Annotated in this window: 6 protein-coding genes; all 6 read right to left on the minus strand. The window is 70.0% G+C overall.

Features of this window, described 5'->3' with window-relative positions; translation table 11 throughout:
- Positions 1-22: 22 nt before the first annotated feature.
- Positions 23-382 (minus strand): YbaB/EbfC family nucleoid-associated protein, encoded by a 360-nt coding sequence (locus tag AB0L57_RS12725; RefSeq protein ID WP_364960797.1) that lies wholly within the window; start codon positions 380-382, stop codon positions 23-25.
- A gap of 22 nt (positions 383-404) precedes the next feature.
- Positions 405-719 (minus strand): hypothetical protein, encoded by a 315-nt coding sequence (locus AB0L57_RS12730; protein ID WP_364960799.1) that lies wholly within the window; start codon positions 717-719, stop codon positions 405-407.
- A gap of 32 nt (positions 720-751) precedes the next feature.
- Complete coding sequence (locus AB0L57_RS12735; RefSeq protein WP_364960801.1) at positions 752-1,564, minus strand: ESX secretion-associated protein EspG; 813 nt, start codon at positions 1,562-1,564, stop codon at positions 752-754.
- Entirely contained in the window at positions 1,561-3,492 is a 1,932-nt protein-coding gene (locus AB0L57_RS12740; protein WP_364960803.1) for a collagen-like protein, read from the minus strand. Before AB0L57_RS12740 ends, AB0L57_RS12735 begins: the two co-directional genes overlap by 4 nt.
- 164 nt (positions 3,493-3,656) lie before the next feature.
- The gene (locus AB0L57_RS12745; protein WP_364960805.1) at positions 3,657-5,234 is read right to left on the minus strand and encodes a hypothetical protein; all 1,578 of its coding nucleotides are present in this window, start codon (positions 5,232-5,234) and stop codon (positions 3,657-3,659) included.
- A 103-nt stretch (positions 5,235-5,337) separates the two neighbouring features.
- Positions 5,338-21,267, minus strand: a complete 15,930-nt coding sequence (locus tag AB0L57_RS12750; protein ID WP_364960807.1) for a hypothetical protein — start codon at positions 21,265-21,267, stop codon at positions 5,338-5,340.

Here is a 21,267-nt window from a genome sequence, read left to right on the forward strand (position 1 = left end):
GCGAGCCTCGGCGCGCTACCCGTCAGTCCGATTCGGACCGGGGCGGCTCCTGGACTGCCGGCTCCGGGCCGGCGGCGCTCTCCTCGTTGAAGGCGGTGATCAGTTCACCGCGTCGTGCGAACGCGCGGGCGGCGGCGCTCTGCGCGGTGGAGACTACCAGCTGCTCGAACTCCTTCGGGCTCAGTCGATTCACCAGCGGCGAGAAGACCAGATCGAGTAAGGCGCCGTTACCGTCGACCTCCACGGTGACGACACCGTCCGGTGAACTCTCGCGCACGCGGACCCCGGCCATCCGATCACCCAGATCACGCATGCGCTCGAGTTGCCGCTCCGAGCGCGCGACCAGCTCGTCCATCACCGAAACACCGGTCGGATCAGCCATATTCGCTCTCCCCTGCGTCACGCTACACCGACCTCAGCCAGCTCTGCGGTTCCGTGTCGTACTCCTGCTCGTCGATCAGTTCCTGCCGTTCCACCTGTTCCGCGGTGGGCAGTCCGGTCAGTGCGAGCAGATCGCTGCTCACCCCGGCCGCGGCCAGCTGCCGCCGCCGGGCCAGACCGGCGCGGTCGGCCGCGCGCGAGCACAGGCGCAGCAATTCGGCGGCCAGTTCGGCGGGATCACGGCGCAGTTCGGCGGGGTCGATCGAAATCCGTAGCGGCAGACCCTGTTCGGTGGTCTCGACCGCTATCGATCCGGATCGTGTCGTCGCGGTGGACATCGTGCTCCTCGGTGGTGGGGTCGGATCCGGGATCAGGCGCGTTCGTCCTTGATCGCACGGACGACGGTGATGATCTCGGCATTGATCGCGGCGATCAGGCCGTTCCGGTCGACGCCGACGGCGGCACGTGGCGGCCCCTCCTGGATCACGTATCGGCCGTCGGCGGGTAGATCGCGCCAGCTCAGGTTGCGGATGGTGCGACCGCGCGGGCCGAATCGCGATATACCCTGGGCGATTTCGATGGTTCCGGAGCGGTCCGGAACCGTATCCAGAAAGCGCTGCCCCGCGGCGAGGGCGGGTTCGTCGTAGCTGTCCCACAGTTGCGGGGCACCGCCCGCGGTCGCCGCCGACACGTAATGCGCCTCCAGGACACCGGCTTTCGACTCCGGATCCGGTGGCAGGACGATATGCCCGGTCCCGCCGGGCTCGACCTGCGGCAATGTCTCCGCGATGAGATCGGCCAGCCGCAACGGATCACACTGCACCATCGTGAATCCCCCGGCGTGCAACAGGGTTCGGCCGGGCAACTGGGTCAGCAGATAGCCGCGGTCCTCTCGCCGAGCCGCCAATATCCGGACCACGCCCGCACCCCGATGCGGATCGTGACCGTCGAATCCCCATGCCAGGACTGCGATATCGGGCTGCGTGCAATCGCGCACCGCGTCGAACAGCGCGTGGTCGGGGTGGGCGAGCATCCGGTCCCGCAGCCGGGCGCACTCGCGCTGGAAGTCGTCCTCCAGCGGGATGTCGGTGGTGTAGACGAACGGCCGTGGTGGCCCCTCGTCGGCGAGATGGCGCCACATGACGACGAATTCGAGGTCGGTGAAGTTCCAGCTGCGGGTCATTTCTCGACGACCGGCTTCACGACCACGGGCGCATCACCGAGTGCGTCCTCGAGATGTTCGACGGAATCCAGGTAGGCGGGCCGCTTGTGCTCCTTGCCCTGCTGGTTCTGTGCACCCGCACCAGCGGCGCCCGGCGATCCGGGACTTCCCTGCATCGGCGCGGCACCGGCGCGGCCGGTCGCGGAATCGACGCTGCCGGCATTGAGCGCGGTGCTGAGTGTGCCGGCCCGCGGGAACAGCTTCGAGGCCTGTGCGAGATCGCGATCGAGCGCCGGCATTCCGGGCACTCCGGCACCACTGCCGCCCGGCACGCCGCCACCGCCGCCGCCCGCACCGCCACCGCCGAGGGCCGAGAGCGGATCCAGCGCATCGCTCAGTCCAGGAACATCGCCCAGCCCGGCCTTGGTCAACGCATCCTGCGCCTGTTGCTGGGTGAGCGTCTGCGAGACCTGCTGGAAGGCCTGCATGAGCTGCTGCACGCCCTGCTGTGCGGCCGACAGCAGTTGCTGCACAGCCGAGGAGACCTGCTGTTGCTCCTGCTGTTTCTGCGCCGCATCCTGCTGCTGTTGCTGTTGCTTCTGGTACTGCTCCTGCTGCTTGCCCTGCTCCTCTTGTTGCTTCTGTTGCTGCTGCTGTTGTTGCTTCTGCTGCTTCTCGTACTCCGCGGCCTGCTTCTGCTGCTGGGCCAGCGCCTCCTTCTGCTGCTGCGCCGCCTTTTCCTGTGCGGCCTTCTGCTCGGCGGAGGGTGTACCGGAACCGGGCGGGGTCGAACCTCCCGGCGGCGTCCGACTCCCCGGTGGGGTCTGACCACCGGGCGGATTCTGACTGCCGGGCGGATTCTGACTGCCGGGCGGATTCTGACTGCCGGGCGGGTTCTGACTGCCAGGCGGGTTCTGGCCGGTGGGGTCGAACGGATTCGCCGGGAGCTGGCCGAATGCCGACGCGGCCGCGGGTATCACCGGTACATGCTTGGCGGATTGGTTCATTCCGTACACGTAGGTCTTGCGGAAACTCTCGCGTACGGTCTGGACCCAATCCTGCTGCGTCTTCGCGTCGGCGTCGTTGTTCGGCGGCATGGAGTACTGCGTCTCGTTCAGCCAGCCCGAACTGTAGAGCAGCAGGTCGCCGGTGCCCTTGATCGAATTCGACAGTGCCGGAATGCTCTTGCCGTAGGCCTGCACCGCCGCCACCGCGGCCTCCCTGCCGGGACCGGTCCACTTGTCGACGGTGACCGAATCGATCTTGTTCAGCAGATCCGAGTACACCTTGCCGACCTCGGTCGCCATCCACCACCAGGTACCGGCATGGTTGGCGAGACTCTCCGCCACCTTGTTCGTCCGGATGTAGTTGCCGACCTCATACAGGTCGTACCAGCTCATGTAGTCCGGCGCCTCGGGACTGATGGTCGTCGACTGGAACGACTGCAGACCGGCCTTGTTGTCCATCGCGTCGACCGGAGTCTTCAGATCGTCGTTGGTGCCCGGCACCTTCGGCGGATCACCGATCGGATCGAGACCGTCGGCATCCCACATGTAGTCGGGTTTGCTGCTGACATTGTCCAGCAGCTCGGAGTTGAAGCCGTCCACCTTGCCGTAGGCCTTTCCGGCCTGGATGAAGGTGTCGATCATCTGGCCGAGGATGGTCTTGTGATCCTCGAGGACCTGTTTGAAATCGCCGGCCTCGGCGCCGAACTTGGTCCCCATCGCGGTCCCGGACGCGAGATTCGACACCGGCTTGCCCGCGGTGAGCTCGTCGGTATAGAGCTGCAGGGTTTTCAGCGCCGCGATCGTGCTCTCCGCGGCCGCGGCCACTCCCAGCGCCGTCTCCGGCTCGAATTTCAACGCGTCCTTTCCGGACGTGTGGCTCTTCGTATAGTCGCTCAGCGCCGGAAACGGATTACCTGTGGCGACAGTCGGCTCGGGGGCCATCGGTCGTGCTCCTCGCATTGGGCAACAGCGGAACCTGCGTCGTCACCCCGTCGGCCGTGGACCGGAATAGCAAGTCCCACCTCATCTTTCGAACATCCTGCAACCTGCGGGCAACACCGGCGGCAACGGCGGCTGAACGCGGGGTGAAACACCGGCGGCGAGTGTCACCCCGCCCGCAGCGCGCCGCGGCGCTCGCGGAACCGTTGCTCGAACCCACCGGCGTACACCGACGGCGCGACCGAGGACGAGGACTGCTCGAGCACACCATCGTCGGCGACGTAGAAGATCGCCCGGCCCAGCGCCACCTCCTCCGGTCCGGCAGGCACGTACACCATCCAGCCCACCGAGAACCGATCCGCGCACAATCGCTCCAGCGGATATCGGTCCGTATCGATCTCGCTGCCATCGATGTGGCGGCGCACCCGTTCGAGTGCCTCGTCTTCGGGCAGCGGCGCCGGACCGGTGAATGTGGCACCGGCCATGCTGATCTGATTGAAGGCACCGTCGACATCGAAACTGCCGTCGTCGCCGAAGACGCTCACCAGGGTTTCGCGGGTGACCAGGTTCGCCTCGGCCGCCGCCACCAGCGTATCCACCGCGCCGCGCAGTTCGTCGCCGGTCTCCCCCTCGATCAGAGCGCAGATCACCTGGGCCACCGTCGCCGAGGTCCACACCCCTGGCAGGGCGTCGCTGAGCTCGTCGGCCGCGGGAGACTCGGCGCGATACCACTGCCCGTCCTCCCACCAGTAACAGAACGACAGCAGCCCGTCGCCGAAGCGCGGATTCAGCACCGGATTCGACACCCATTCCGGCGCACCGGCATACAGCTGCGGCAGCGGCTCGCCACGGTTGTACGCGGCGTCGAGGGCGGGCGCTTCCCAGACCCCGCCGGAGAGTACGGCCCGGCCACCCGGCAGCAGATACAGGGTGCAGCCACCGCGCCGGGAACCCTCGAACCAGCCCAGCGACGGCAAAACCCTGGGGCCCCACTGCGATCCGGCCGCCACGAAGGCCGCGGCCATCACGGCCCACCGGCTCCAGAGGGTGGCCAGATCGGGAAAGTCGTGGTCCGACAGCGCGGGAACCACGCCGGCGGCGCGATCGGCCCGCGTTTGCCGGGCCGCCTCCGCCGGAGGGCGGGACTGCCGGTCACCGTGGCCGACATAGGCGGCCAGCCAGACCGGTACCCGCGCACGCGGATAGGCCTGCAGATCGGCCAGATACGCCTCCGGCGCCAGAAGCTGCTCATCGGGGAAGGGATCGTCACCGTAGTCGTAGTCGACCTGCAGATGTCCCTCCCGGTCGAGCCGCACGAGCAGGCGCCACCAGGGCCCACCGTCGAACGCCGCGGACAGGTCGCGATGTTCGCGCACCGACTCCAGTACGGACTCGGGAGGCTCGGCGCGCAATGTGCGCTCCTGATCGTCGGTGAACACCACCTCGCCGCCGCCGACCAGGACGGTGACGGCGAAGATCGCGGTCAGCTCGTGCCAGCCCTCGGGTGCGGAGGCGGCCAGCTCCCGGGCGATGTCGTGTGCCAGCTCCCGGGCGCGCGTCTCCGGATCGACCACGGATGTTTCGGGAGCGGGGATCTCGCCGCGAAGGGTGAAACCGACATCCGGCTCGTCGGAGGCCGGGACGGTGGGGGCGGTTGCCGGCCCGGGGGCGCCGGGCGCCGGCGGCGCGGCGTCGGCATCCACCTCGGCGCGCGGGGCGGGGCTGCGTTCGTCGGGGCTGCTCACGTCGCGGGGTTCTCCTCGTTCACATCCACCATCGGGTGGGCGGGCCGGTTGCGGACACTGTCGTGGTGGCGGTGATCGGTGACTCGTGGTGGCGGGACGTATCTCATGGCACCCTCGGCGCTTCGGCGAAGATCTGCATGCGGTGAGCCGGATTGTCGAGCACATCGCGGATCCACAGGCCTAGGTCGAGTTCCGGTGCGCGTCGTCGGTAACGCACGCTGCACACCGCCGGCCCCGCCCGGGTCACGGTGAATTGGGCGTCGCGACGCCCGGCGCGCTGCCAGTGCACGATGATCGCCAGATCGTCGGCATCGATCAACTGCCCCGCGACACGCACGAACAGCCGGCCGTCGGCGCGGAAGAAGACGATCTCCACACCGTCGAGATCGCTGTACACGCCGCTGAACGGCGCCAGCGGTTCGGCCGTCTCGTACAGCGAACCGGTCAGCGGATCGACCTCCGCACAACGGAATCCGCCGAATTCCCGCACCAGGATGCGAGGCGGCGGGGGCGGGCCGTTCGGTGGTGGGGGCCGAAGCGGGGCCGGGGTGCCGGCGGGGGCATGCTCGACCCCGCGCATGGGTGGGAGCATCGGCGGAAAACCGTTCGGCGCGACCCCGTTCGGTGCAACCCCGTTCGCCGGTCCGCCGGCCGGGTCGGCAGGTGGGGAAGCCGGATCGGCCGGACGGGCCATCGGCTCGCCGAGCGAGAACGGGCGGTCCACCGGGGTCCGCTGATCGTCGCCACGACGACCGTTGCCGATGCCGGTGCCGTTGCCGTTGCCGTTGCCGTTGCCGTTGCCGTTGCCGAAGTCTGGAGCGTTGCCGTGGTCCGGGAGCCACGGTGCCTGCTGCGGGGTTGGCTGCGCCGGAACCTGGTGCGGCAGAGTCGGTTCACCGGTCCGCGGAATCGCGTCACCGAACGGGTGCGGGGCACTTCCGGCCGGATTCGCATTCGGGCCGATCTCCGCGCCGGGTACGCCGAACGGCTGCGGTGCGACGCCGTTTCCCGCACCGCCCGTCCCCGGAAGCCACGGCGGGACAGCGATATCCGCCGTCGGTACCGATCCGCCCGCCGGGCCGCCGGGCCGCCCGGGTACCCGGCCGCCGGGGTCCACATCATGGCCGTGCGCCCCCGCATGCCCGTGTCCAGGTCGACCGCCATCCGGTGGCCGGTGATCACCACCGTGCGGCCCATGGTCGCGTGGCCGCCCTCGGCCGCCGTGGTCGTGCTCGTCACCCGAATGCCTTCCACCCGAGTGACCGTCACCCGAGTGGCCATCCCGATGGCGCTCATGCCTTTCGGCGGAGCCGTGGTGCCCCGGCCCGTGGCCGTGGCCGTGCTCGTGCTCGTGCTCGTGCTCGTGCTCGTGCTCGTGCTCGTGACCAGGGTGACCGTGACCGTGACCGTGACCGTGATGATCGTGGGCGTCATGGCCGTGGGCGTCATGGCCATGGTGGCCGTGACCGTCGTGGCCATGGTGGTGGTCGTGGTGACCGTGACCATCATGGCCGTGGTGATCATGCCCCTGACCGTCATGGTCTCCGCCAGGTTTGTGTCGCTTCGGCTCACGCGGCTCCGGCTCACGCGGCTCCGGCTCACGCGGCTCCGGCTCACGCGGCTCCGGTTTGTGCGGTGGAGGCTCGGGGGGCGGCGGCGCCGGGATCGGAGGTGGGGGGAGGTTGATATCTATTGGTTCGGGTTCGTAGTCCGGCCAGTCGAATTCGGCGTTGTGCGGGACGTGCGGGACCGGCGTGATGTAGGTCTTGCGCGGCCGGCGGGCCGACGGGGCCGCGTCCTTGCCGCGATCGGGGTCGCCCCCGTCCGGCGGATGCGGTCCGGACCGCCGGCCCGACCCCGTGGTTCCCTGTGCTCCGGGTTCCGCAGCCGAACCGTCGCCCGCCGTTCCGGCACCGCGGCGGCCAGGGCCACGCGATTCCTCCGCAGGGAGCGTTCCCGAATCCCCTTCATCCCCGGATTCGACCCCACCCTTCCGGCCACCGGCCGTATCCGGCTGAGCCTGTCCGCCTTCGGAGCCGCCGGCTCCTTCGGGGTCACCCACGGTGGAGCCGCCGGGCTGATTCCGCTGGCCGCGTATGGCTTTCGTACCACGGTCGGCCGCGTTCCGGTCGCCGTCGTTCTCCGCCACACCGCGCCGACCATCGGCGCCGCCGAGGGCTGGTCGCGCGGGATTCGTGCCACCACGCAGCTCCGCGGGCCCGTCCGCGCCCAGTTCGTCGAGCCGCCGATGCACGTCGCCGCGTAGTCGCCGGACCGTCTCGGGAAGTTGACCCGGCTGCACCGCGACGTCCGGCTCGCCCAGCCGCTCCGCCCAGAACAGGCGATCTGCCGGGTCGGCGGCATCGACGAGCTGTTCCACCCGGCCCGCGCGCAGCAGCAGATCCAGCAGCGGATCGCGCGCTCCGGGTGCGGGCAGCGCACGCCGCACCCCCTCGCCGCGCATCGCCAGCTCCTTCAGCGCTGCCACCGGATCGCGCGGCAGCCCCGGGAAGCGTTGCCGCACACCGGCTGCGTCGAGAATCTCGGCGGCCCATCGTTCCCGCGGCGACAGCCATGCGAGGTCGGGCGGCGGGGAGTCGGCGGCATACGGGATCCGCGACATGCGCAGTTTCCTGTCACCGTCGTGTTCGGGCGCATCGGGTGGCAGCTCGTCCGGATGCATGGGCCGTCCGTCGCGGATCACCAGATGCCCGCTCAGCCGCCGCCGGTTGGTGTCCCAGTCGTAGCCGTGCCGTGCCGCTTCGAGGTCGGCGTCGTGCCAGGTGGCGTCGTCGTGGTCGGCGAGATACTTCGCCTCGACGTAGGCGTCGTCGAGCAGCAGCAGATCCTCGTCGTACGGCGTGGTCCGGCCGTCACCGTCGCCGCTTCCGGTGAGCCGCGACCAGGCGTCGGCCACATGTGCCAGCGGGTCGTAGGTCTTCTTGACCAGCCGGCCCGTCGGATCGGTGTGATCGCGTACCCACATCTCGTTGCGCATCAGGTGGTCCTTGACCAGCTGGATGCGTTCGGTCAGCTCCTCGCGGGTGAGCGGGGTTCCGTCCGGATGGCGGGCCAGGTTCAGCGATTCCCGCCGCGCACCACCCGGATCGCCGGGATCCACCAGTGGATCCCGGGCCCGGGTCAACGCGTCGACGATCCGGTGCACATCGGAATCACCGGTGTCGCGGGCGAATTCACCGATCACCCGATCCGCCCAGCGCTGCACGGCGTCCCAGCGCGCGATATCGCGATCCTGCCGCGGCGTGGACCACTCCACCCGATCGCGCGGTGGCACGTGCTCGGCGGCCGACCACGGCCGATGCGGCGGTTGCAGATCGATCCGCGGCCCGGCGCGCCAGCCCTTCCAGCCGCGGAAAGACCGCACGATCGGGACTTTGCGCAGCACCGGATGATCCGGATCGAACGGCCCGTCCGGCAGTCGGGTGGTGTGCTCGCGCACCCACTCGCCGATCTCCGGGCGGCGCTGCAGCGGACCGAGCACCCACGGGTGTTTGCGCGCCATGTCGTAGAGCTGCACCCACCGCTTGCCGATGGTGTACAACGCACCGTCCAGCGGCATTCCGTGGTGAGCTTCCTCGTCCCATCCCGGCGGCGGCTCCGGCTCGGGTCCGGGTCCCTGATGCCACCACAGCTCGGAGCGGCCGGCCTCGCTCAGCGTCAGGATCTCCTCGTAGCTGAGGTCCGGCCAGTGATCGGTGAGCATTCTGATCACCAATGGCTCCACCATGTTCTGGAACGGTTCGGCGCCCATGGTGCCGCTGAATCCGTCCGGCATCTTCTCCTCGCGCTGCCGGTACGGGATGTGGGAGTTGTCCGAACCGCCGAATGCGCCCCAGCCCTTGGGCGGCAGCCGCCAGCCGTCGACCTCCTTTTGCCAGTACTTGTCGAGTTTGGTGCCGGACGGCAGATCCGGTTGGTAGGCGCGGAGGCCGCGGGCCCGTCCTTCACGAGGATCGTGCCAGCGGCCGTCGGCACCGTGCCAGCGCACCATGGTGTCGCCGGCGAACGGCAGCCGGTCGCCGCCCATCCGGCCTGCCTCGTGCGCGGGCAGTTCCATCCGGTGGATCTCCACCGGCGCCATGACGTCCACGAGTGGCCGGATCTGGCCGGCGCCGTCACGATCCCCGCCGACCAGTTCGCCGGTCACCGCCAGCCGGTCGATGACGGTCGCCGGGTCCTTCAGCAGCTCGGTGAGTCCATGGTGCAGCGCGAACGCGTCGCGCAGCGGAGCGTCGAACCGATCGTCGGCCGGGCGCCGCTGCCCGGCCGGATCCGCGGCGCGCACCGGCACATCCGGATGATCGAACCCGGCCCGCCCGGCGACGACGATGATGCGGGCCGGGCGACCGCCGGTACCGTCCTCGGCGGGTACGCGGCCACGATCGACCCACACGTTCTCGCTCAGTCGATGCAGAGCCGGCGGATCATCGGCGCCGTTCACAGCGCGCCAGTGGTCGGTCACGGCATCGGGCCAGGCGCCGGTCAACGCAACCCGCTCGTCGTTGAAGCGATCGATCTCGTGCTCGGCGCGCCGCACCGCGTCCTCGGCATCGGCCAGCCGGCGCAGGTTCTCCGGAGTGCGCTCCGCGGGATCGTCGAGGAGCCGCGACAACTCATCTCTGCTGCGCCGCAACGGTTTCGCGCGCTGCACGGCCGCACGATGTTCATCGGCCACCCGGCCCAGTCGGTCGCGGAGCTCCTCGGCGAGTGAGGCGTCGTGGCGGGCGCCACGCTGTTCCAGGTCATGGATCTCGCGATCGATCGCGTCGAGGCGGTCCTCGAAATGGAAGAAGCGATCCAGCGCGGCGGCCAGTTTGTCGACGAGGTCGGTCTGCTCGTGTTCCTGCTCGGGAAGCAGCTGCTCGCGCCGGGCGAGGTCGGGGGTGTCCAGTCCCGCGCTGTCCCGGACGTAGCGCGAGGTGTCACCACGCAACTGCCGCAACGTCTCCGACCAGTGCCCGCGGGCCAGATCGGGATCGCCGAACGGCTCGGCGCGATGGTCGACCTTGGTGCGCCAGAACTCCAGATCGGCTGCCACATGGGCCCGTTCGCGGACCTTCGCGTCCAGCGCGGCCTGGGGATCGGCCACCGGCGCGGGCTCGGGCGCGGGCGGTGCCGGATCGGTGGCCGGGCGCGGCGCCTCGAGTTCCGGCGGCCGATGGGCGGCGTGATCGAGTTCCGCCGGGGGCTCGTGCATGTCGACGATCCGGACCCGGCCGTCGACATCGATGTGCACCTGCCGGAAGACGAATTCGCCGTCGGCTCCGAGCACCACGCGGCGAACCGCCGGATCGAGAACCCGGTCCGGATTGGCGCCCGGCGCCACCACGACGAGCTGGTCGGGTGTCCCGTCACCACCCGGAACACGCCGTGCCACCGCAGATTTCGGATCAGACGGGCGGCCATCGGCTCCCAGTGGGTCGCCCTCGTGACCGGCCACCACATCGCGCGCGGCGAGCAGCGCCGCGTCCATCGCCACCCGATCCCGGGCCGCCACGAGGGTCTGGTCGTGCACTCGCAACAACCCCAGCAGGGCCTTTCCGAGCGATTCGGCTTCCTCGGCCCGAGCTTCCTCGGCACGTCGGTCCGCGAAGAATTTCCCCAGGTCGGCCCGCGGGATATCGGCCCGGTTCCAGAGTTCGTCCGCCCGGGCACGGCGCTGCGCGATCAGATCGCGTACCGCTGCGGCCAGCTCACGCGGGCGCATCCGCCACGCGTCGTCGATCCCCAGATGTTCGGCGAGCACGACGATCTTGGCGAAGTTCTTGTCGACCTGTTCGTCACGGCGGCCCAGTTCCTCGCCCAGATCGCGCAACTGCCGACGCAGCGCACGGGTGCTCGGTTCGTGTTCGTGCTCGTCGCCGGCCACCCAGTCACCCGGGCGGCGGATGGGATCCGGCCGGGCCGCAGGCGCGTGCGCGTCGTCCGGATGATGCTCACTCACCCAGATCCGGCCGTTGTGGTCCAGTTCGACCCCGAAGTAGACGGTATCGAAGCCCTCGGTCGCGTGCCGGACCCGTTCCCGCGCGGGCATCCGGATCTCCGGATCGCCGTGCGCCCCGACCCCGACCCAGCGGCCGCGTTCGCCCACCGCGCCCTCGGCCCGCAGGCGACCGGGTGCGTCGAGTCGCAGGCGCCGGTAGGACACGCCCGAGATTCGCGGGCCGCGATCGTCGAAACCCGCTCGCAACTGCATCAATTCGCGTTCGGCCGCATGCTGGGCGGCGGCCCGGCGCGCGGATTCGTTCGCCGACGCCGCCCGATACCGGTCCACCAGCTGCACGGTCGCGCGGCGCTGCCGTTCGGGAATGGTCTCGCGATGGTTGTTCACAGCCTCGCGCACCGCGCGCTGCAGTTCCGGTCGCGACAGACCGTCCGGATCCACGCCGAATTCGCGGGCCAGGCGTTCGAGGCGCGGTAGGCCGACGGTGCGACGGTCGCCCAGTTCGATGGACAACTCGGCGCGTCGTTGCGCCGGTGGGGCCAGCCGGTCCCGGATCGCGTCGGCGACCTGATGATCGGATGGCAGCGGCAGGCCCAGTCGCCGGGCCCGGCGATCCAGCTCCAGCCGGCTCCTGCCGTCGTCCAGGTCGGCCAGCAGATCCCGCAGTTCGGCTCGGGTCGCGGGCGCGATGTCGGCATGGTCGGCGGCTCGGGCAATCGCCTCGCGCAGCAGCTCGCGGCGGATCTCGTCCGGTCGCAGTCCGAGTTCGTGAGCGCGGGTGTTCAACCGTGACCAGGCGCGGACCCGGCCGGCACCGGCATCGGCCAGGTCTCGCAATGCCTTTCGCAGTGCGCGGGTGACCGGGCGATGCTCGTGTTGCGGACCGTCCTGGTGCCAGGTCGCGCGCTCGGGAGGCGTGCCACCGTCGCGCCCGGCCGGTGGTCCGGGCGGCTGCCGCAGTGGCATCGTCTTCGAATCCGGTTGTCCCGCGCCGTCTTCGGGACGATCGCCGCTGTTGTTCGACTCCCCGCCGTCGGCACCGGCACCATCACCCGGCGGCGGCTTACCGTCACCACCGCCGGGCGGTTGCTCCCCGCCACCGGCGCCGGTCGGCGGACGCCGACCACCTGCGCCACTGCCGCTGTCCGAGGGCGGCTTACCGCCACCACCACCGTCGGTCGCGGGTTCGGCCTCCGCCTTCGGTGCCGCGCCCCCGGACCCGTCCCCGCCCGGTTTGGCGGGTGAGCCACCCGAACCATCTTCCGCAGCACCGGAATCCGAGCCCGGATCATCGCCGTCGGACTTCCCGTCAGTCCCCTTCTCCGCAGCTGCGGGCGGCTCACCGGGCTTCGCGACCTGTCCCTCAGCACCCACGGGCTCCTCGCCCGACTTCGCGACCTGCCCCTCAGCACCCACGGGCTCCTCGCCCGACTTCGCGACCTGCCCCTCAGCACCAGCCGACGGTTCACTGGGCTTCGCGACCTGTCCCTCGCCACCCGCGGGCGGCTCACCAGACTTCGGGACCGAGCCCTCATCACCGACGACGGGTCGTTCGCCCGGTTTCCCTGCTGTGCGCTCGCCGCCGGCCGCGCGTTGTTGTCCAGTTCCCTGCGACTCCTGCGGATTCGCGGCACGCAGTTGCCGTTCCTGCATCCGGGCGGCCTGGAAGTCGCGTGCCGCGCGCATCATCTCCCGACGCAGTCCGTACAGCTCGTTCAGCCGCTGTTGGGCGCGATCCCGGGCGGCGGCCCACTCGTCCGGGCGCAGATCATTGCGAGCGATGACGGCCTGCTGTTCGGCCGACTCCTCCTCGAGCCGGCGAGCGACCGCAGCCTCGAGCTCGCGCGCGTTCCCCTGGTCGGCGAGTCCGAGATCCCGTGCAATCCTGCGCAATTGGCTGTGTGCGGCCTCCTGCCGGGCCCGCGCCGCATCGATTGGATCGGGCTGCGCACCGCCGGTTTCCTGCGGAGGCCGCTGCGCCTCCCTGCCGGGCGCCTTCCCCCGCTCGGACCTCCCGTCACCCGCACCGACCCCCTGCTTCGCGCCGACCGCATCCTGCTCGGACTTCCCCTCTCCCGCACCGGCCTCCGGCTTCGGCACATCGGGATCGAGACCAGCCTCCCGCTTCGAGCCGCCCGCGTCCTGCTCGGGCACCTCGGCTCGCGCACCGGCCTCCCGATTCGGCGCCTCGGCTCCCGCGTCCTTCGAGCCACCCACATCCTGCTGAGGCATCTTCGCGCGCGAGTCGGCCCCGGGCCTCGCGCCCGCACCAGCGTCCGGCTTCGGCGCCGGAGCACCCGCTCCCCTCGTCAGCTCGGCCTTCTCCGCGCCCGGCTCCACTTCCTCCGGCTTCGGCGCGGACTCCTGCTGCCCCGGCTCACCGGTCTCCTGCTTCACCTCTCTCGCAACAGGTTCCGCCACCGGTGCGGCCGGCCCGCGGTCGTTGCCGACGAGGTCCCACAGCCAGTCGGCGCGCTGGGCGGCGAAACGTGCTTCCCATTCGGCCCGGTCGGCGCGCATCCGGGCATCCCAGGCCATCGAGCCGTCGGGGCCGTCGGGATCGCGGGCGACCATCTCGTCGGCCAGTTCCCGCATCCGGATGGCGTGCCTGGCGGCCATGCGCGCGGACCAGCTGGCGTTCTCCGCCCGCATCCGCAGGCCCCATTCGGCCGGCGTTTCGGCACGTGGCCGTGTACCGGGACCGTCCGGGTCGGCCGGGGGCGCACCGTTGTCATCCGGGGCCGGTTCCGCCGGATTCGGCGGCTGTGGAGTCGCCGCGTCCTGGTCGGTCCCGACGCTGTCGCCTTCTCCACCTTCGGGTTTCGCTCCCGCCGTACCGCCGTCATCGGGTTTCGGCGGCTCCGCCGCACCCCCGGGCGCCTGCGGGGGCTGCTTCGGTGGCCCCTGCGGCGGTGCCGCGCCCGTACCCTCATCGCCTTCGTCCCCTTCGTCGCGGGACAGCTCCACATCGCGCTCCACCGCCGCGCGCAGTTCGTCGTCCAGATCCGCGATACGAACGTCGTTGTCGTGGAATCGGCGCGCGGCGTCGAGCAGCGCCTCGTGCTGGGCCGCGAACTGCTCGAACCGTTGTTTGAAGTCCTCGCGATTGTCTCCGCGGATCGTACGAGCGCCCAGATCGTCGAACAGATCATCCAGTGCCGAGCCGTCTTTCAGCTCATCGGCCAGCAGATCTTCCGGCGCGACCCGGAGTTCGTGCGCGTGGTCGATGATGAACTGCCGGGCCCGCTCCCGCTCGGTCCAGGCGGCCGCCCAGTCCCGCGACAGCCGATCGATCCGCGCCCGCCTGTTCTCCGGCAGATCGGCCACCGCTCGGTGGTACCGGTCGTTCAGCTCCCCGAGCGCACGCAGATCGGCACCCCGCCGCCGCACCTCCTCGCGCAGTTGGCGGGCCACCTCTTCCCGCTGGGCCGTTCCCAGCCGCTCGTGCTTCTCGATCTTGCCGTCGCGATAGGCCTCGTAGGTCCGCACATAGTGCTCCGGGGTGGCGTCGATCAGATCGTGCCCCAGCAGCCGAGCCCAATCACGATTCGGCCGCGAACCGGGCGAAACCTGCTCGTCCGGACCGGGTGCGTCGAACAGCCGCCGCCCGTCGCCGATGACCTCGCGCAGACGGTTCAGTGCCTCGGGATCGTGCATAGGCACATCGCCCTCGAACACCCGCGGATCGGTGGCCGGGTCGAAACGAAGTCCATCGGTGAACGGGTCCGTATCGGAAAGGGTGCGGACGAAATCGGTGACCGCGTCCCGGGTGCCGGGCTCTCCGGCCCGATCGTGGATCAGCGAGGCCAGCTTTCCGGGATCGATGCCGAACGGATCCGGGGCGTAATCGAGTTCCTTCGAGTACTTACCCGGATGGACATCGGAGGGTTCACCGCCCAGTGCGCGCACCAGAGCGTCGCGCGCATCGGTCAGCGGACCTCGGTCCTCGCCAAGCCCTTTGAGGTGGCCGGACACTGTGTCGTAGTACTTGACCAGCATCTCGACCTGCTGTTTACGCAGGGCGCCTCGGGTGCCTCGGTCGGCGATCCGGTCACCGACGTGCTCGGGGGTCGCGTGCTGCGCGTGGTCGACACCGGTGGTCTGTGCGAGCCGGTCGCGCGCATTGGCCAGATCGTGGAAGGACTCGATCGCGTCACTGCTGCGGGCGTGATCGAGCAGCGCCTCGATCCGCAGTGCCCGCAGATCGTTGGCACGCAGTTCGCGTTCGATGAGTTCCGGCGTGATCTGCTCGGGATCCACGCCCAGCTCCCGGGCGAGATCATCTCGGACGGCGCGGATCTCCTCGGGGGTGCGTGCCTGCGGCGCCACCGGACCGGGTTCGGCCGGAGGCTGGGCGACGTGCCAGTTGCTCTCACCGTCACGGACGAGCAGTCCGTTCAGATGCCGTCCCTGCACATCCACCGAGATCGCACGGACGTCGAGAGTGCCGAGATGACGGACGTGCGCCTCGTTGTTCGCGTCGACGACGACGGTCCACTTCTCCGCCCGCACCGCACCATTGTTGAGGCGGGCGGCCAGACCCGGATGACGATCCAGTGCCCCGATCAGCGTCCGCTCGTGATCGCCGTGCACATCCAGGACCACCAGCCGACCCGGCTCGCCCGGCCGCTGTGGAGGTAGTTCCCGAATATCGTTGGCGGGGAAGTGTTTCCGGAACTCCGCGACCCGATCGGCGAAATCGCGGATCTCTCCGGCACGTTCGTGCACCCCGTCGCGCAATTCGTTCAGCGCGGCGTCGAGCTGATCGGGTTCCAGCCGCGCCAGCTCGACGGCGAGCAGATCCGCCCACGCGGCCCGCTCGTCGCGAATCTGGTCGCGCCGCAGCGCATTCTCGAAATACGACTGCAGCCCCTGATCGCGGCCCGACTCGTCTTCCGGGTCGTATTCGATGCGCTCATCGGGGTGCTCGATGTTCATCACATCGAAGTCGCGGCCCGATTCGGCCCCGTTGTTCACACCACGCCAATTGAGCATGCCGGGATCGTCGCCCTGGGCGATGATCACTTCCTTCAGGAACCGGCCCAGCGGGTTGTGGTCGCTGATCGACTGCGGCCGATAGGGGATGTCGGCGTGTTCGGCGTTGTATCGGTGTGCGGCATCGCGCAGCGCCTCGATCGCCGCGGACCGGCGCAGATTCTGATACTCGGCGGTGTCGAGTGCGCGGCGCAGGGTCTCCGGGCTCAGTTCGGTCAGGTCGACACCCAGCCGATCGGCGGCCGCACGCAATTCGTCGGCCGGATTGTCGTGCGGCGCTTCGGCTGCATCGTTCGCCCGGTGGTCGGTCAGATCCTGTGGCTGGGATTCGTCGACCAGATGGCCGAGGCCCACGTCCCGCAGGTACTTGTGCATCGCCGCGACCTCGGCCGGGTCGGCGTCCTCGTTCCAGTACGCGTACTCCCGCCCGTCGCGGTCGTGCATCGGAATATGTTCGCCCGCTTGTAGTTCCATGCGCGCGGTGAGGTGTTTCAGCAACGGTGCGTGTTCGCGGCCCAGCCACAGCGTGACCGACTCTTTCAGCAACCGGGCGTAATTGACGCTGATGTCGTGATCACCGAGGGTCTCCAGCGCCTTGATGTCGAACAGATGGCCGAAATCCTCGGTCATCTCGGTTTGATACTTGCCGTCCTGGCCACTGCCGGACGGATACTTCGGATTGTGCCCGTCGTAGCCACCGGTGAGGCGCTGCCAGAGCGAACGCAGCAGGCCCGGCTTCGCGGGTTCGACTTCGGTTCCCGGAGTGCGCTGTCCCGGCTCGACCGGCTCGGCCGACTCGACCCGCCAGTTCCCGTGCTCGTCGGCGACCATGTGCAGCCGTACCTGCTCACCAGCGAGATCGACGACGACCTCGCCGCGCCGCGGCGGCTGCGCGGCATTGCGGCCACCGGACTGTTCCGGATGCGGCCGCGCCTGTTCTACGCCTGGATCATGCCCTTGCGCGGCCACGTGCCCTCGGTGCGGTAGCGGCCGAAGATCCGAGCGGCCACCGCCGCGGTGATCCCCTGCGTCCGATCGTCCTGATCGTGGAACCGCTTGGTTTCCTTGTCGATCGTCAGCCGGCGATCGAGGTGTTGCTCCCTGGTCCCGAACCGGTACTCCACCTCGGTCGGGTCCTCCCTGATCCGGTCGTAGAACACCAGCATTGCCATCGTCGTTCCTCCACAGGTTGTCGAAGCGCTCGCCGGTTCGCGCCGGAACATTGTCCTGCCAATTGAAGCGCTCGTTGGCGTGGTCATGTGCCTCGGCGTAGGTCGCGTCGGGATGCTCGGCCATGTACCGGGCCTCGCGGAGTTCGTGCTCGAGCAGCACGATGTCCTCGGCGAGCGGGCGACCGGACCGCAATCGGATCCACGCCTCGGCGATGTCGGCGGACTCGTCGAAACGCCGCCGGCTGTGACCACCGTTCTCGTAGTCGCGCAGCAGATGCTCGTCCCGCATCAGATGCTGTTTGAGCCGCGCCATCTCCTCGCGGGTGAATCCGACCCGGCCGTCGGCACGCACCGTTGCGGCGAGGTGCCGGGCGATGTCGTCGATATCGCCGTCGTCCGCACGGAAGCGTTCGTAGGCCTCCTTGGCCCAGGCGTCCTGGAAGTAGACGTCACGCGGCCGGATGGCGCCGCCGGTGAAGACCTCCTCGCTCCCCGGATCGTGGCGGGCGCCGGACTCCTCGGGATCATGTGGCTTCACGGAATCCGCGACGTCGCCGAGCGCCTGGCGAATCCGGACCGCGGCGGGATCCTGCTGCCGCGCAAGGGCTGCCCGCTGCTGCGGGGTCAGTGGATGGACCGGACGGCCCTTGCGGTCGAACAGGATCATGTGGGTGTCGTGCAGGTCCTCGGGCACGTCGGCCGGATGGTCGGTCACCACCCCCGTACTCTCGTCGCGCACCACGATGCGGCCGCCACCCTCGTGGATCATGACGTAGGCGTGCGCACCGACGACCCGTCTGCCCGGTCCGGCGTGGTAACCGTCGACCACCAGCGCCATCGCGCCCTTGCGCATCCCCGCCAGCCGCCGCGCGATCGCATCGTGATCGCGGACCTTCACCATCCGGCCACCGGCATCCGCCTGGACCTCCGCGGCGGTCATTCCCTCCGGGCCCACCGTGCGCGTGGGGACACGGACGGTCTTGCTTCCGGTGAGGTCCTTGATCAGGCGTAATGCCAGTTCGGCACAGCGGCCGCGCCTGGACTCGTTCCGGGCAGCCGGTTTCGCCGGTTCCGGTGTGCCCTGATGATCCGGCGTGGGCGATCCCTCACGACGGGGACGAGCCTGGGTGTGCTCGGCATCGGCGGGGTGCGCGGGCATGCCGGGTACGGCCTGCTCCTCGGGGCGGACGCGGCCGGAATCGTCGCGTCTGTGCTGCGCCGTGGTCTCACCGGACTCGGGGTCGCGCGGCTTGGCCACCCTTCCGTCATTGTCTGCGTGAGCGGCCGGGCGGCGCCGGGGGGCCTCGTCTTCCGTCCCGGATCTGTGCTGCGCCCCATCGGCTTCCGATCGTGCGGCATCGGCGCCGGCAGACTCGTCGCCGGGGCGGCGGCCCGCATCGGCGTCGCGGGGTGTCGCGTCCATGCCGTCGTCCGTGGCTTCGCGGCGGGCAGACGGTTCACTCGATTCACCGAGCCGCCGCGCCGGGCTGTCGGGATCGGCAGGGGACGGCGCGAATTCGCCGGAGTGGGAACGACCGGGCCGGACACCATCGCCATCGCGCGGGTGCGCGGAATTCGCATCCCGATCTCCGCCGTGTTCGGGATCCCGTGGAGCCGAATGCTCGGCGCCACGCGGCCGGCCACCGTCGCGAGCACCGGCGTGTTCGGCGCCTCGCGGCTCGGCTGCGTCGGGATTGCCCGCGTCGCGATCGGCGGGGTGCGGTTCGCGAGAATTCCGCGGCACCGACTCCTCGCGCGACGTGGGTTCCTCGGTGTCCCGCACCGGTACGGGCGTCTCGTCGCCGCCACCGCGACCGGTCGCCCGATCCTCGACCGGAGGGACGGCTTCCGCTGCGCCGCGCGGCTTTTCGGCCCCGCGATCGGGACGCTGCCCGGCGCCGGTGCGGTCCTGGGCCGATGCGGTGTCGCCGCGACCGGGCCTGGCTGCTACCCGCTCCCCCTCGTTCGCACCGGCACGGCTCGTGGCACGCGGCGACTCGGAGTCGGTGGTCCGGGCCTGCACCCGCGGATCCCCGCCGCCGCGAGCTCCCGGAGCATCCGCCGAACCGGCCCGTCCCGATGTCCGGGCGTCGGAACCGACGCCGCGGTTGAGGTCGGAGGCGGTACGTCCGTCGGTGCCGGCACGCGCATCGGGTCCCCGGACGTCACCGGTGCGTGGCACTTCGGAACCGCCGGTGGCGGCGGCACCGCGCGCATCGATCGGCGAGGAGCTTCCGGGACCGGAGGCAGCGGCCGGTGCACCGGTGGATGCACCGGTACCCGATGTCACGGCCGGACCGGACGCTGCGCTCGGACCGGATTCCGCCGACGCACCCGGACCGCTCGCCGCCGGAGTCTCGGCCTGTGGGTGCGGAGCCGAGTCCGACCCGGATGATGCCGCAGGCGTGGCGGATTCGTGCGCACCGAGCTGCGGTACCGGAGCATCCGAGGTCGCCGGGGGCGTCGAGTCGTGTCCGGTCACACCCTGGTGATTCGCCACCGGCGCGGAGGGCGAATCCGCCGGGCCGCCGGACGTCGTCGACTCCGGTGGCACACTCGCATCGACCGGGCCGGCCCGGTCCTGCGACGGTGTCCGCGGACTCGGCCCGGTGGAATCCGAATGATCCTGTGATGCCGCGTGTTCCGGTGCCGGTCCCGTTCCGGAAGCGGGCGGCTCATGGGTACCCGCCGTGGTGGCCGACGGTGCCCCGGCGCGGCTGTCGTGCCCATTGGACACCGGCTCGCCGCGCACCGGCCCCGACGATCCGGGATCGCCGTGCACGCCGTGCGGGGCGATCCCGTTGCCGTTCGGCACATCGGCGTGCACATTCGGCACGGTGCCGTCGTGCTGGAAGTTGTGCAGATCGCCGATATTGCCCAGATCCGCCCGCGGTGCGTTCAGCTTCCAGAACGGCGAGTTCTCGAAATGGCTGTGCGCGAAATTGTGATTCAGCGCCGACCCGCCACCGGTGATCGCCCCGGCGCTGAACATACGCCAGTCGACGTGGGTGTTCTTCAGATTCGTCAGCGCGGTGTCCAGATTGCCGTGCGCCAGGTCGGAGCCGAACTGCCAGGCGACGGAACCGCCGAACGCGGCCGCCGAGTTGACCAGCCCCGACCCGGCCCCGATTCCGGCACGTGTCAGATTGACGCCCCACTTCGAGGTGATGTCGCCCGCCTCGTTGCGGAAGGCGTTGCCGAACTTGCGGCCCAGCGCCTCCCCGAAACCCCCACCGGCGGCGCCGCCCACGCCGGCGGCGAAAGTGGTGACCCCCAGCTGATTCCAGTCCAGGCCCTTGCGATGCCCCTGCCAGACCTGGAATTCCTGCACCGCGAATTCCTGCAAGGCGCCCAGGGCCGCGTTCAACAGCACATGCCGGAACAGGAATCGCACCAGGGCGTTCTCGGCCAGCCGGCCGGCCCACCCCGCCATCGTGGTGAGCATGCGCCGGAACATCATTCGCACCGCGACTCTCGTGGCGATGATGATGCCGGCCTCCTCCGCCGGCGCGGTCGGCGGGAAGATCCACACCGCCGCGATATCGGCGGCGGTGATCACCAGCGTCGAATAGAACATCAACTTGGTGTATTGAATCTGTGTGCCGCCACCGTCGACCGAATCACCGATCTGATCGAAATATCCCGCCAGCGCCTCCAGCGAATCCTTGCCCGAGCGCATGCCGTCGAACGTGTCGCTCATCTCCTGCCGGCCGTCACCGGCCGGATAGGCGGCCAGGGTCGCCGACTTGGCCTCGTCCATCAGATGCAGGATCTCGCGCAGCTCGTCCGCGGCGGTATGCCAGTCGCCGGCCAGCGACCACATGTCGTCTTCGTTGCCGTGCGGCCACTCCATACCGATGGCGGCACCCAGCCACTCGAGCCAACCGGGAAACTCGATCAT

The sequence above is a fragment of the Nocardia sp. NPDC052254 genome, from assembly GCF_040679495.1.
GTDB lineage: Bacteria > Actinomycetota > Actinomycetes > Mycobacteriales > Mycobacteriaceae > Nocardia.

What these genes read in the sequence shown, in the direction of transcription:
- AB0L57_RS12725 (WP_364960797.1), bottom strand. Translation starts at nt 382, where the DNA reads ATGGCTGATCCGACCGGTGTTTCGGTGATGGACGAGCTGGTCGCGCGC.
- AB0L57_RS12730 (WP_364960799.1), bottom strand. Translation starts at nt 719, where the DNA reads ATGTCCACCGCGACGACACGATCCGGATCGATAGCGGTCGAGACCACC.
- AB0L57_RS12735 (WP_364960801.1), bottom strand. Translation starts at nt 1,564, where the DNA reads ATGACCCGCAGCTGGAACTTCACCGACCTCGAATTCGTCGTCATGTGG.
- AB0L57_RS12740 (WP_364960803.1), bottom strand. Translation starts at nt 3,492, where the DNA reads ATGGCCCCCGAGCCGACTGTCGCCACAGGTAATCCGTTTCCGGCGCTG.
- AB0L57_RS12750 (WP_364960807.1), bottom strand. Translation starts at nt 21,267, where the DNA reads ATGATCGAGTTTCCCGGTTGGCTCGAGTGGCTGGGTGCCGCCATCGGT.